Annotated in this window: 13 protein-coding genes; 5 read left to right on the plus strand and 8 right to left on the minus strand. The window is 38.4% G+C overall.

Features of this window, described 5'->3' with window-relative positions:
* Nucleotides 1-12: 12 nt before the first annotated feature.
* From DUT70_RS16610 to recJ, 6 genes are all read right to left on the minus strand, one after another.
* On the minus strand, nt 13-885 hold the full coding sequence (locus DUT70_RS16610) for a YARHG domain-containing protein (RefSeq protein WP_113648540.1): 873 nt from the start codon (nt 883-885) through the stop codon (nt 13-15).
* Between the two features lie 5 nt (nt 886-890).
* On the minus strand, nt 891-1535 hold the full coding sequence (locus DUT70_RS16615) for a DUF2306 domain-containing protein (protein WP_240432160.1): 645 nt from the start codon (nt 1533-1535) through the stop codon (nt 891-893).
* 82 nt (nt 1536-1617) lie between these two features.
* Nucleotides 1618-2046: a CBS domain-containing protein gene (locus tag DUT70_RS16620; RefSeq protein ID WP_113648472.1), complete on the minus strand. Its 429-nt coding sequence runs from the start codon at nt 2044-2046 to the stop codon at nt 1618-1620.
* Between the two features lie 67 nt (nt 2047-2113).
* Nucleotides 2114-3622 carry a GH3 auxin-responsive promoter family protein gene (locus DUT70_RS16625; protein WP_113648473.1) on the minus strand — a complete coding sequence of 503 codons (1509 nt, stop codon included), beginning with the start codon at nt 3620-3622 and terminating at the stop codon, nt 2114-2116.
* Nucleotides 3623-3631: 9 nt separating this feature from the next.
* On the minus strand, nt 3632-4366 hold the full coding sequence (lptB, locus tag DUT70_RS16630; RefSeq protein WP_113648474.1) for an LPS export ABC transporter ATP-binding protein: 735 nt from the start codon (nt 4364-4366) through the stop codon (nt 3632-3634).
* A 75-nt stretch (nt 4367-4441) separates the two neighbouring features.
* A complete protein-coding gene (recJ, locus tag DUT70_RS16635) occupies nt 4442-6145 on the minus strand; it encodes a single-stranded-DNA-specific exonuclease RecJ (protein WP_113648541.1) in 1704 nt (567 codons plus the stop codon).
* Nucleotides 6146-6261: 116 nt separating this feature from the next.
* Here recJ and DUT70_RS16640 point away from each other — a divergent pair, with 116 nt between their 5' ends.
* On the plus strand, nt 6262-7026 hold the full coding sequence (locus DUT70_RS16640; protein WP_113648542.1) for an MBL fold metallo-hydrolase: 765 nt from the start codon (nt 6262-6264) through the stop codon (nt 7024-7026).
* Here the strand turns inward: DUT70_RS16640 and DUT70_RS16645 are convergent.
* Nucleotides 7023-7430, minus strand: coding sequence for a response regulator (locus tag DUT70_RS16645; RefSeq protein WP_113648475.1), 408 nt, complete (start codon nt 7428-7430; stop codon nt 7023-7025). The genes DUT70_RS16640 and DUT70_RS16645 overlap by 4 nt on opposite strands.
* A gap of 139 nt (nt 7431-7569) precedes the next feature.
* Nucleotides 7570-8166 carry a YceI family protein gene (locus tag DUT70_RS16650; RefSeq protein WP_113648476.1) on the minus strand — a complete coding sequence of 199 codons (597 nt, stop codon included), beginning with the start codon at nt 8164-8166 and terminating at the stop codon, nt 7570-7572.
* A gap of 309 nt (nt 8167-8475) precedes the next feature.
* Here DUT70_RS16650 and mutL point away from each other — a divergent pair, with 309 nt between their 5' ends.
* Genes mutL through DUT70_RS16670 form a run of 4 tightly spaced genes read left to right on the plus strand, consistent with a single transcriptional unit; the run spans nt 8476 to nt 13022 of the window.
* Nucleotides 8476-10326 carry a DNA mismatch repair endonuclease MutL gene (gene mutL / locus DUT70_RS16655; RefSeq protein ID WP_113648477.1) on the plus strand — a complete coding sequence of 617 codons (1851 nt, stop codon included), beginning with the start codon at nt 8476-8478 and terminating at the stop codon, nt 10324-10326.
* Between the two features lie 2 nt (nt 10327-10328).
* Nucleotides 10329-11063 (plus strand): rhomboid family intramembrane serine protease, encoded by a 735-nt coding sequence (locus DUT70_RS16660; RefSeq protein WP_113648478.1) that lies wholly within the window; start codon nt 10329-10331, stop codon nt 11061-11063.
* The gene (locus DUT70_RS16665) at nt 11056-11889 is read left to right on the plus strand and encodes a rhomboid family protein (protein ID WP_113648479.1); all 834 of its coding nucleotides are present in this window, start codon (nt 11056-11058) and stop codon (nt 11887-11889) included. The genes DUT70_RS16660 and DUT70_RS16665 overlap by 8 nt, the downstream gene beginning before the upstream one ends.
* Nucleotides 11889-13022 carry an endonuclease/exonuclease/phosphatase family protein gene (locus tag DUT70_RS16670; protein ID WP_113648480.1) on the plus strand — a complete coding sequence of 378 codons (1134 nt, stop codon included), beginning with the start codon at nt 11889-11891 and terminating at the stop codon, nt 13020-13022. Before DUT70_RS16665 ends, DUT70_RS16670 begins: the two co-directional genes overlap by 1 nt.
* The last annotated feature ends 25 nt before the right edge of the window (nt 13023-13047 follow it).

The raw sequence follows: 13047 nt of genomic DNA on the forward strand, positions 1-13047 counted from the left end.
CTCCCCATTTTTTTATCTTCCAAAACTGTCGTAATTATCTTCAGCATACTTTTCAAATCGTTCTAGCAATTTGATGTTCTTCTTTTCCAGTGCTGTAAGTGTGCCGTTTACATCATTGCTTACTGGAATATACCAATCTGCGTAGTCAAAAAACTGTCTGTAAGTCTTCTTTTTAAATGAATATCCGTGACGGGCAAAAATGGTGTTTCTTAATATTTGTAAATCTAGTTTACGCAGGTTTTTTAAATCACTTTCTTTGAGTTCTTGAGTAGACGAGTTGATAGTGAAAACGGCGTCAGAAGCACTTCTATAATATTCATTTGTGTGGGTTTGTGCTTCTCCGTCGACGGTATCAATTACCTTTTCAACTTTACTAGATTGCCAGTCAACGTACTCACCATCTTTATCTAACATTAAATTAGGATTATAGGCAAAAACTTTTTTCAGCAATTTGAAAGATCTTTTGGTGACATTAATTTCCTGATTATACGACTTCCATGTGCCAACTAAAGTATCATTGCGTAGCTCAAATTCAAATCGCCCATCATACTTTTGGTCGCCAGGTTCATCCATTACAAAACTGATTTTATTGCCAGAATCTGTAAGTGTTCCTTGTAAAGGTCTATCATTTCCCGCTACCACACTTCGGCCAATTACTTTATCCTTATCAATGCTTTTAATAACCAAGGTGATTTTATTTTCACTGTAGGAATCCTCTCGATATTCTTCGGCAACAAAATCACCTACCCACATGCCTAATACATGATCATAAGTAGTATTTACGGTTGCTGTCGAATCAACAGCGTTTTTTTCGGTCTTCTTGTCGTTACTATTGCAGGAAGCAAGCGTTAAGATTGATAAAAAGGCGATAACAAGATTTTTCATTTTATTCATTTGAGGTTTAAGTATTTCTTTCTGATCATCCATTCTACTAAAAGTAAATTTGGTATCCAACCAAGCCACGCAATAATTTGATACACATCCATAGGTGCTGGATGGAATAAATATACCAAAATAACCTTCCATAGGCGCAAGGTAATGGCAGAGCAAGTTAATGCAAAACTGCGTAACATAAAGTTGTAATGCGCTTTAAATTCCTGCTTTTTGGCTAATAAAACTGCTTTTAGCGTAAACCAAAACCACAATACCGCTAAAATGCTAAAAGCAGCTTTGGCAATTAGCCCGCCGTTGGCAAAAAAGCCAATAAATAAGCCCGAAGGTGCAGCAAATAGCAAAACCAATACAACATAGAGGTAACCAAGTTTTCGATGTAATTTGGCGTGTTTATTTAACAGTGTTTTGTTAAACTGAGTGAAGCCTGCTAACAATACAAAAATAGCGCTAAATACGTGGATGTAAAAAATGGGAAGATAAAGCCTGATGCCTTCTACTTCTGTTTGTTTAATCTGCAAAAAGGCAATGTCACTACTAACAGGTAAATAGCGTAGTGTAATCTGCAACATGAGCAGAAAAAAGAAAAAAAACAGCAATAGCCACGCTAAACGAAAGTAGTTAATCCTAATGTTCAACAGCATTTGCTCATTGGTTGTTGACCCTTTGCACAGTGTCTCGGCATTCTCTTCTTTGAGGGGAAAGTGGATGTTTTTAGTGGATAATTTAGCTATTGATATAACTTTCTAGTTGTGAAATGGTCTGTTTTTGGTCGGCAATAATGAATTTCACTACATCGCCAATGGACACCATTCCAACGGCTTGATTTTCGGTCACCACTGGTAAATGTCTAATGTGCTTGTCGGTCATCATTTGCATGCATAAATCAATGCTGTCAGCTAAGGTTACCGTAACTGGATTGGCAGTCATAGCCTCACTAATGGGAGTGTCCTTCGAAGCTTTTCCCTGTAAAACGATTTTTCGGGCATAATCACGTTCTGTGAAAATACCGAGCAATTGCCCTTCTTGCATGATTAATAAGGCGCTAATGTTTTTCTCTGTCATTAACTTTAGGGCATCTAAAACCGAGGTGTTAGCACTAACACTAAAAATTTGCAGCGGTTTGGTATCGAAAATTTGTTGAACTGTTTTCATGGTCTGCTTTTGGTTGTTTACTTAAATTTACCTAAAATAACAGTAAATCCAAATAGACCTTTTTGCACTACATCATCTTCAAAATATCGTCTACATATTCCCTGTTGTTTGCCAAACGAGGTACCTTATGTTGTCCTCCAAGTTTGCCACGGTTTTTCATCCAATGATAAAACGTGTTTTCTGGAGCATTGTGAACTTTTGGACGCTTCAATGCCATATCCTTAAAGCGTTTGGCATCATAATCCGAGTTTACCTCACGTAGGGTCTGATCCAAAACATCTATAAATTGTTCAAAATTGGAAGGTTGTTGCTCAAATTCGATGATCCACTCATGGCCCCCAGCTTCATCTCCGCTAAAATAAATAGGGCAGGCGGTATAGTCTTTAATTTTGGCATTAGTGGTAGCACAGGCTTTGGTTAACGCATTTTCAGCGTTATCAATAATCACTTCTTCACCAAAAGCATTGATAAAGTGCTTGGTGCGTCCGCTAATTTTAATTCTAAAAGGATATAAGGAAGTAAAATGGACGGTATCGCCAATCATGTAGCGCCATAAACCTGCATTGGTACTGATAATTACTGCATAATTTTTATGTAGCTCCACCTGATCTAAAGAAAGTGTTTTAGGGTTTTCATCCTCTAAGTTTTCCAAAGGAAGAAACTCATAGTAAACGCCGTAATCCAACATCAAAAGCAGCTCTTCGGAGTGGGATTGATCTTGTATACCAAAGAAACCTTCAGATGCATTGTAAGTCTCCAGATAATACATGTCTGACGAAGGAATCAGTTCTTTAAATTGCTGACGGTACGGACCGAAATTTACGGCACCATGGAAATAGGCTTCTAAGTTGGGCCAAACCTCTAGTAAGTTTTTTGCACCAGTAATTTCCATCACCTTTTTCGCCAATACAATGGTCCAAGTAGGTACACCTGAAATATTGGTGACGTTTTCTTTGATGGTAGCTTCCGCCATGCGATCCATTTTTTCCTCATAATTATCCATGAGGGCAATGGACATATCAGGGGTCCGATAATATTCGGCCCAAATAGGTAGGTTTTTAATCAAAACCGCCGATAAATCGCCATAGTGAATGTCTTCGCACAGCTGATTGATTTGATGACTTCCACCTAAAACCAAGCCTTTCCCAGTAAACATTTGCGTGTTTGGTCGGTTGTTGCAATAGATTGACAGCATGTCTTTGCCACCTTTAAAATGACATTCTTCTAAAGCTTCTTCAGATACTGGAATGAATTTGCTTCTATCGCTGGTAGTTCCTGATGATTTGGCAAACCATTTAATTTCTGATGGCCAAAGGATGTTCTGTTCGCCTTGTAACATGCGCTCAATGTAAGGCTTCAGTGTATCGTAGTTTTGGATGGGTACCCGTTCTTTAAACTGTTGTACGTTCAATATCGATCTGTAGTCGTACAGTTTGCCCCATTCCGTATTTTCAGCACTTGAAATTAAGGTATGCAGCCATTCATCCTGTACATCTAAGGGATATTTCATGAAAAGCTCAATCTGATGGATGCGCTTTTTCATGTACCACGTAAAAATAGAATTTACTATCGCCATCAGTTTTCCTTATAGATTTTTCTTGCGTAGAATAAAGTTCGAACCTAAATATACCTTTCTTACCATTTCGTTAGCGGCCAATACCTCTGGCGTACCCGATTCCAAGATTTTTCCCTCAAAAAGCAAATAAGCTCGATCGGTAATGGAAAGTGTTTCTTGTACGTTGTGGTCGGTAATTAAAATACCAATATTTTTTTTCTTAAGCTTTGCTACAATACTTTGGATTTCTTCCACGGCAATAGGGTCAACCCCTGCAAATGGCTCATCCAGTAAAATAAAATTAGGACTTGCAGCCAATGCTCTGGCAATCTCCGTTCTACGGCGCTCTCCTCCAGAAAGCAAGTCGCCACGATTTTTACGTACTTTATGCAAACTAAACTCGGTAAGCAGCTCTTCCAGTTTTTCCTTGCGTTCTTCCTTGTTAAGCTTAGTCATCTCCAAAATAGCCATAATGTTATCCTCTACAGATAATTTGCGGAAAACGCTGGCCTCTTGCGCTAAGTAGCCAATGCCTTTTTGTGCCCTGCGGTACATGGCATCTTTGGTAATGTCCTCACCATCCAAAAGTATGTTGCCCTCATTAGGCTTAATTAAGCCCACAATCATATAAAATGACGTAGTTTTTCCAGCACCATTTGGTCCCAGCAAACCCACAATCTCTCCTTGGCTCACTTCAAATGAAACATCGTTAACAACGGTACGCTGTTTATATTTTTTAATGAGATGCTCGGCTTTTAAAATCATGTATATTTACGATTTTAGATTTACGAATGACGATTTAAGGCTGGACCCAAGTCTTTGTTCCTTGCTCTTTAATCTTTACTCTTCAATCTTTATTCCTTTTATGTTTAGTTGCAAACGTTTTTTGTCTCTCCAATTATTTTCTTCTATCGTATAACAAATAGAAAATGCTTGGTTTGGTTTTAACAATTTTTCGAATTCTCCAAGGTTAAAACCAATAGCTTCAAAAATAGTCGAATTTTGTTGTTTTACATTTATTTTTAGGTGATTTGTCCCCACAATTTGCGGGGTGCCCACCAAAATTACTTCGTGAGTAGTAAATATTGGAGCCATGTTTTGTGGTCCAAAAGGTGCCATTTGATTTAATATTCTAAAAAATTTGGCATTGATTTGCGTAAAATCGACCGTGGTATCAATATTAATTTCGGGGATGAGCAATGCTGGGTCGATACTTTTAGAAACTACCTGCTCAAATCGTTCTGAAAATAAAGGTAAGTTTTCAGGACTGATAGTTAATCCAGCAGCGTATTTATGTCCCCCAAATTGGATCAGTAAATCACTGCATTCTACCAATGCCTCGTATAAATCGTAGCCAACCACCGAGCGTGCCGAACCGGTATAGTTGCCATTGGATTCCGTAAGCACAATGGTTGGACGGTAATATTTCTCGGTTAACCTAGAAGCGACAATGCCAATCACGCCCTTGTTCCAACTTTCTTGAAACACCACCGTGGTTTTTCGATTCATCAGTACTTCATCCTGCTCAATAATGGCAAGTGCTTCTAGAGTGATGTTTTGGTCGAAACTTTTACGTTCGGTGTTTTGTAAATTGATGAGGGAGCTTTGTTCATCTGCAATGAAATCTTCTTCGCTTAAGAGCATTTTTACAGCTTCGTTGGCATGCCCCATTCTTCCTGCGGCGTTAATGCGCGGAGCCAGCATAAACACCACATCCATAATGGAATAATTATCTGTTTTGCCTGCAATTTGCATCAAAGATTTCAACCCCGTAGAAGGGTTTTCGTTCAGTTTTTTAAGACCATAATAGGCCAACACCCTATTCTCATCAACAATGGGGACAATATCGGCTGCAATGCTTACCATGCATAAATCAAAATATTGCTCATACAGTTCATCTGGAAGATCTTTGAACGTGCAGTAGGCTTGTGCAAGTTTAAAGCCAATGCCGCAGCCAGAAAGTTCCTTAAAAGGATATTCGCAATCAACGCGTTTTGGATCCAGGACTGCAACGGCCTTAGGAATCTCGTCGCTAGGCAAGTGGTGGTCACAAATGATAAAATCAATACCCAAGTTGTTCGCGTAATCAATTTTGTCGTTAGAGCGAATGCCGCAATCCAGTGCGATAATTAAATCAACCTCATTGGCATGAGCATAATCAATACCCTGCGTTGAAATGCCATAACCTTCTGTATGCCTGTCGGGAATGTAGAAATCGATATGGCTAGTGAAATTGCGGAAAAACTGATACGCAAGCGCCACAGCGGTGGTTCCGTCTACATCGTAATCACCATAAATTAAAATACTTTGTTTAAGTTCAATGGCCTTTTCAATTCTTTCTACCGCTGTTTCCATATCCTTCATCAGAAACGGATCATGCAGATGTGCTAATTGCGGCCGAAAAAAATATTTGGCTTGTTCAAACGTCTTGATGCCCCTTTGTACCAAAATTTCCGCCAAACTTTTATCAATAGTCAACAGATGGGAAAGCTCCTCAACCTTTTCCTGCTCAATATTTTCATTAAAAACCCATCTTTTCTCCATTGGTATCTGCTCCATTAACGAGCTTGTTTGCATTAATATTACAAAAAGCCTCGCCTTGTTCTCTATATTTGTAACCCGTAAATATATCATTAAATTTCTTTCGTAAAAAGATGGCTATTCAAGTTTTCACGTTGTCAGAGGGTTCATATTCGGTAGATGCCAGTAAAAAATTTATCCCCTTTGATCCTGCCAAGGATAATCCAAAGGATAGACCTGCATCGTTATTTATTCATGTACAGCCTTTTCTGGTTAAGCTCGAGAATAGCTTGCTATTGTTGGACACAGGTTTGGGTTATAGCAATGAAGAGGGTAAGCTCCATTTGCATGAAAATATCAGAAAAGCAGGATTTGATCCAGATGATATAGAGCTGGTATTGATGTCGCATTTGCATTTCGACCACTCGGGCGGAATGGTGCACCATCATCACGGTAAAATGGAATTAAGTTTTCCTAATGCCACTTATGTGATGCAAAGAGGAGAGTGGGAGACCGCTTTCAGTAGCAAATCTTCTTCTTACCATACAGATATTTTTGATTTTGTTCAGCGCAATGCCCAAATCCATTTGATAGAAGATAGTGGCCAGTTGACCAACGAAATCAGCTATGAATTGACGGGAGCACATTGTCCATATCATCAGGTTTTTTTAATTGACGATGGAGAAGATAAGGTGTTTTTTGGGGGCGATATATTGCCAGAGCCAGAGGAGCTCATCAGGAAGTTTATAGCGAAATATGATTACGATGGTCGCAAGGCGATGGAATTAAGGGACGAGTTTGGGCATAAGGCCGCAGCCGAACATTGGAAATGCCTTTTTTATCATTCCAAATCTAAAACACAGGCTTTTGTGGAACTACAGGGCGATAAATTTATAATCGTCTAATCTATAGCAGCTAGCAGCTCTTTTAATCGGTCAATAGACAGCGGTTTCGAAATAAAGCCTTTGACTGATTTGTAGCTTTTAGCTTTCTCTATATCGTTTTCATAAACAGATGAAGAGAGCATGTACATGTCATTGGTTGCTTTAAGATCTAACGCTTCAAAAGCTTCAATAAATTCCCAACCATTAAGGATAGGCATATTGATGTCGATTAAAACCAATTGGGGTAGTGCTTGTTGGCTATCAACTAAATCCTTGATATAGTCAATCGCTAATTGGCCATTATGTTTGGCGCAAATCTCCACGTCATACCCGGTTTTTTCAACAATTTTACTGATGATAAAGATGTTAATGTCATCATCATCAATGACAAGGAGGTTAATCTTAGAAGAAGGTGTTTGTTGCATCGGGCTTTAATGAAATACGTTGTTAACCGCTGCGAAGGTATATAATTCGTAAGTGGATTTACATAAAGTTACATTAATTTATTTAACAAAAAAAATCCGAGTATTACTCGGATTTTCTAAACATCTATTTAATAGGAGGTTATTTTTTTGCTACCAATTTTACGTCAATAGTAAACTCATCATAGATGAAGTTATCGCCGATGCTGCTGAAGATAGACTTAGATTTGTACTCGATACCATATTTGGTTCTGTCGATAGCAACCTTCTCTGCTACTGCGGTAACCGTTTTGTCTGCATTCCAAGTAAGCTTTGCTGGAAAAGTTATTGGGTTGGTTTTTCCTTTAATGGTTAAATCACCAGTAATTTTTACATCAGCACCATTACCTTCCACCTTTTTAATTACAAAATTAGCCGCAGGGAATTTTTCAACGCCAAAAAAGTCGTCATTTTTCAAGTGCTTGTCTAAACCTGCATTTGGTTTGCCACCATCTAAAGTTTGGATAGTAGTCATGTTCGCTACAAAACCACCTTCCGTTAATTTTTTACCGTTGAAACCTAATGTTCCAGAGGTTAATGACACAGTACCGCTGTGTGAACCAGAGAATTTTTTGCCTTCCCAGTTGATAGTAGACTTGGTAACATCTACAGTGTAAACATCAGCCTTTGGCTTAAATGCGAAAAAAGAAAAGCTAGCTACGAGAGCTAACGTTAAAATAGAAGTGATTTTTAATTTCATTGTTGATTAATTTATAGTTAACGTAAAGGTATTTAATTTTAAAACTAGTTTGTATTGACCTATGTTAAGATTTTACAATTTTATGTAGATGGTTGGTTAGATGGTAATCGGTTTGATTGGTTTAGTGAGGCGGTGGAAATATTATTTTTAGAAAAACTGAAAAGACTAAAGACAGAAGATATCGGCTTATGATGAAATCATTACAAGTCAAATCGTAAATATTAAGTCATTTAGTATCAGTCAAGTGGAAACAGGCTCCTTTTGTAAGGCTTATTTTCGTTAAATTAGCGGCTTTACTTAACACAATAGATGTCTGATATTATTCAACTTTTACCCGATAGCGTAGCCAACCAAATAGCGGCAGGAGAGGTAGTGCAGAGGCCAGCCTCGGCAGTAAAAGAATTATTGGAAAATGCTTTAGATGCAGGGGCCGATAAAATACAGCTCATTGTTAAGGATGCTGGAAAAGCATTAATTCAAGTGATAGACAATGGCTGCGGGATGAGTGTTACTGATGCCCGCATGTGCTTTGAGCGTCACGCTACTTCAAAAGTGCGTAAAGCCGAAGATCTTTTTGCCATTAGGACCATGGGTTTTAGAGGCGAAGCAATGGCATCAATAGCTGCTATTGCACAGGTGGAAATGAAAACCAAACGTCATGAAGACGAAGTAGGAACCTTAATAGAAATAGAAGGTTCTACCGTGGTAAAGCAAGAACCAATAGGAACACCTAATGGAACAAGCATTAGCGTAAAAAATCTGTTTTACAACACACCTGCGAGACGTAATTTCCTAAAGAGTAATCCAACGGAGATGCGTTACATTATCGACGAGTTTCAGCGTGTGGCCTTGGCCAAACCGCATATTGCTTTTAGCTTGCATCATGACGGGAATGAAATTTACCGACTGCCTGCAGCAACCATCAAGCAACGTATTGTACATTTGTTTGGCAATAATTACAACGAACGTTTAATTCCAGTAGAGGAAGAAACCACGATCATTAACCTTAAAGGATATATTGGGAAACCTGAATTTGCCAAGAAAACTCGCGGTGAGCAGTTCTTTTTTGTGAACGATAGGTTTATTAAGGATAATTACTTGAACCATGCTATTAACAAGGCTTATCAAGAGCTATTGCCTGATGATAACTTTCCGCTTTATGTGCTTTTTATTGACATAGATCCCTCTAAAATTGACGTGAACGTTCATCCTACCAAAACGGAAATCAAATATTTGGACGAAAAATCCATCTATGCCATTATCCACTCGGCAGTGAAAAGATCATTGGGCAGGTTTAATATCAGTCCAACCTTGGATTTTAATCAAGAAACGGCGTTTAGCAATATGATTACGCCAAAAGCGCCTGAAGATATTGTGCCGCCAAGCATTGCTTTTAATCCAGACTTTAACCCTTTTGGGGCAAGTAAGCCCGCTGCTGCCAAGGAAACTTATTTTAAGGAGCAGTATCATCCGAAGGAAAAAGCGCAAAATTGGGGTTCATTATATGAAATCACCAACTTTCAACAAGCAGAGCAAGCCAGTATTGATTTAGGAGAGGAGGAAGAAGAAGAAACTCTGGTTGCTTCGCCAAGTAAACATTATATGCAGGTTCATAACCGTTATATTGTTTCGCAAATTAAATCGGGTGTCATGCTTATTGACCAACAGGCAGCTCACGAACGTATTTTATATGAACGTTTTTTGCTGCATTTAGAAGATCGTAAAGGAGCATCGCAACAAAGTTTGTTCCCGCAAACTGTTACCTTAAGCCCTGGCGATTTTGAATTGGCAAAAAGTTTGTTGGATGACATCAAGAGCTTGGGTTTTGATGTTCGGGAATTCGGGAAAAATACGCTGGTTATTGAAGGCATTCCCGTGGATCTAGGTAGTACAAATATTAACGAAACCCAACTTTTTGAACACCTGATAGAAGGGTTCAAAAACTCTCGACAAGAATTAAAATTAACCAAAAGAGATGCTTTGGCAAGAAGTTTGGCCAGAAACAGTGCGATTAAAGCAGGTACAGCTTTAAGTCAACAGGAGATGAACACCTTAATTGATGAGCTTTTTGCCTGTAAAAGCCCTAACTTTAGCATCAGCGGTAAACCTGCAATACAGACCATTACCTTGGCTGAATTGGCACAAAAATTTGAAAAATAACAATGAATAATATCAATATTCCACCTGTAGTCAAAAACCTGTTAATCATTAACGGGATATTTTTCTTAGCCACTTTGATCTTTGAGCAACAGGGTAAAGAATTATCAGATTATTTAGGAGCTCATTATTTTGATTCGCCCAAGTTTCAAGTTTGGCAACCCATTACTTACATGTTTATGCATGGTGATTTTATGCACTTGTTTTTTAACATGTTTGGGCTTTTCATGTTCGGTGGAATTTTGGAACAGAAATGGGGACCGAAGAGATTTATCAATTTTTATTTAATTACAGGTTTGGGTGCTTTGGCATTGCAATGGCTGGTACAAGGAATTGAAATTTACCAAATTACAGGCTCCTTCTTGAATAAAGATGCGGCATTCTTAGAAATGCTAACCAAAGGTCAATACGATACCACAGTTTACTCCGCAAATCAAGCAGCTACACTTTATTCTAATTATTCGTTCCCAATGGTTGGTGCATCAGGTGCTGTCTTCGGTATCATGACAGCCTTTGCAGTACTGTATCCAAATGTAGAGTTAATGCTGATGTTTATTCCATTCCCTGTAAAAGCGAAATATTTTATCCCCATTTATATCGTTATAGAATTATTCTTGGGCGTGGCACGTATACCAGGCGATTCGATAGCCCATTTTGCTCATTTGGGTGGTGCGCTAATCGGGTTTATTTTGGTTAAACTATGGAAAGATAAGGACAGATTTTACGATTACTATGAATAACAATAGCTTCAAGGATTTATCTTATCGTTTATTTAAATCGGGTAATCCCGCCATGTTTTACATTGGCGTAAATACGATAGTGTTTTTGGTTTTGGGCATTGCCAATTTTTTTACCAAAGGAGCGGTCGACAGCTTGGTCGCACAGTATTTGGCTTTCCCGTTTGATATTGCCCAATGGCCTACTCGTTTTTATACGCTGATTACTTATGCCTTCCTACATCAGAATATTTTTCATATCCTTTTTAATATGTTATGGTTGTATTGGATGGGAAACTTATTTCTTGATTTCCTTAAACCACGACAATTTCAAGTGGTATACTGGGGAGGGGCTATTTTAGGCGCTTTAACCTTTGCTTTAATTTATAATTTAAGCCCACAGCTAAATGCTAATGGAGCTATTCTGCTAGGTGCTTCTGCCGCGGTAATGGCTATTTTTAGTGGAGTAACAACTCTTATTCCCAATTACAGTATTCGATTGATCCTATTCGGAGATGTGAAATTGAAGTACTTATTATTGGTATATATCATCATCGATGTGATAGGGACTTCTCCAGGTTCAGGGAATATCGGTGGAAATTTAGCGCATCTCGGCGGTGCATTTTTCGGATTTGTCTACATCAAGCTTTTGCAAAACGGCACTGATTTGAGTAGCTTTTTGGTGAAGAAACCAAAATTGAAAGTGGTGAAAAATGAAGCCCCAAAAAAGAAAACAAGTGCAGTAAATCAAGCGGAAATAGATGCCATATTGGACAAAATTTCCAAGAGCGGCTACGAAAACCTTAGCGCTAAAGAGAAGCAAACCCTTTTTGATGCAAGTAAAAACTAATGCCTAAACTACAACTTTCCATATTCGACAAATTCATGCTCCTTTTGGCGGTGTTAGCCGTTATGGGCCTTGCTTTGGGGATGGTTGCTGGACAAACCGATCCGCAAAATGATATCTGGATCGCGTTTGCTGGATTAGCGTATCCATTCTTTTTACTGGCCAATTTAATTTTTGTCATCTTCTGGGCATTCCGACGCAGGTTCATTTTCGCCTTGGTAACGTTGGCCATCATGGCACTTGGATGGAAGCCTTTGAACGCTACTTATCAGTTTTTTGGTGATGAAGGTTCTACGGTAAAGGAAAGTGAGCATTATGTGCGGTTGATGACTTACAATGTGCACCAGTTCAAAAAATATGGTGAAAACAATGATGTTTCTACCAGAGATCAAATTTTTAAACTCTTAGAAGGTCAGAATCCTGATGTGATCTGTTTTCAAGAGTTTTTTACACGACGTAAAGGTGAATTTGATTTGATCGACAGTGTTAAAAAAAGGCTAAAGCTGAAATATTATTATTTCGTACCTTCTGTTGACAATAATTATGAAGCCGCAGGTTTAGCCATCTTTTCACGGTATCCGATTGATAACAAAGGCGAGGTGCCGTTTAGCCAAATGCCAGGCAATGGAAGTATCTATGCCGATATTAAAGTAGAAGGGCAGCTCTTTAGGATTTACAATGTCCATTTCCAGTCCATTTCTTTCCAAAAGGAAGATTACGATTACATTGACAAAGTGACGACGAAGATGAACACTGAATATAAGTCATCTCGAAGAATTGCGAGCATGCTCAAAGCTGCCTTCGAAAGAAGAAGCGAGCAGGTGAAAATAATGAAGTCCGAAATGCAAAAATGTAAACTACCTTTTGTAATTGCTGGAGATTTTAACGATACACCTGCATCTTATTCCGTTACCCAAATCACTAAATCTTTAAAAAATGCTTTTATCGAAAAAGGTAGTGGTTTTGGTAAAACCTACAACGGAGCATTTCCCAATTTTCAAATCGATTATATCGCAACCACCAAAGACTTTGATGTCATCAACCACCACGTTTCCAAAGAAAAACTATCAGATCATTTTCCTGTAAGAAGCGATTTGAGATTAAATTTTTCCTTAGAAAGCGATGATGAATATTAATCTCTAAAAACTTTACATTTGCAAC

Source organism: Pedobacter chitinilyticus, from assembly GCF_003313385.1.
Classification (GTDB): domain Bacteria; phylum Bacteroidota; class Bacteroidia; order Sphingobacteriales; family Sphingobacteriaceae; genus Pedobacter; species Pedobacter chitinilyticus.

Excerpts from the sequence above, each read along its gene's own strand:
- DUT70_RS16645 (WP_113648475.1), bottom strand. The coding sequence starts at position 7,430 with ATGCAACAAACACCTTCTTCTAAGATTAACCTCCTTGTCATTGATGAT.
- DUT70_RS16670 (WP_113648480.1), top strand. The coding sequence starts at position 11,889 with ATGCCTAAACTACAACTTTCCATATTCGACAAATTCATGCTCCTTTTG.
- DUT70_RS16620 (WP_113648472.1), bottom strand. The coding sequence starts at position 2,046 with ATGAAAACAGTTCAACAAATTTTCGATACCAAACCGCTGCAAATTTTT.
- DUT70_RS16625 (WP_113648473.1), bottom strand. The coding sequence starts at position 3,622 with ATGGCGATAGTAAATTCTATTTTTACGTGGTACATGAAAAAGCGCATC.
- DUT70_RS16660 (WP_113648478.1), top strand. The coding sequence starts at position 10,329 with ATGAATAATATCAATATTCCACCTGTAGTCAAAAACCTGTTAATCATT.
- DUT70_RS16615 (WP_240432160.1), bottom strand. The coding sequence starts at position 1,535 with ATGCTGTTGAACATTAGGATTAACTACTTTCGTTTAGCGTGGCTATTG.
- mutL (WP_113648477.1), top strand. The coding sequence starts at position 8,476 with ATGTCTGATATTATTCAACTTTTACCCGATAGCGTAGCCAACCAAATA.
- lptB (WP_113648474.1), bottom strand. The coding sequence starts at position 4,366 with ATGATTTTAAAAGCCGAGCATCTCATTAAAAAATATAAACAGCGTACC.
- DUT70_RS16665 (WP_113648479.1), top strand. The coding sequence starts at position 11,056 with ATGAATAACAATAGCTTCAAGGATTTATCTTATCGTTTATTTAAATCG.
- DUT70_RS16610 (WP_113648540.1), bottom strand. The coding sequence starts at position 885 with ATGAAAAATCTTGTTATCGCCTTTTTATCAATCTTAACGCTTGCTTCC.
- recJ (WP_113648541.1), bottom strand. The coding sequence starts at position 6,145 with ATGGAGAAAAGATGGGTTTTTAATGAAAATATTGAGCAGGAAAAGGTT.
- DUT70_RS16650 (WP_113648476.1), bottom strand. The coding sequence starts at position 8,166 with ATGAAATTAAAAATCACTTCTATTTTAACGTTAGCTCTCGTAGCTAGC.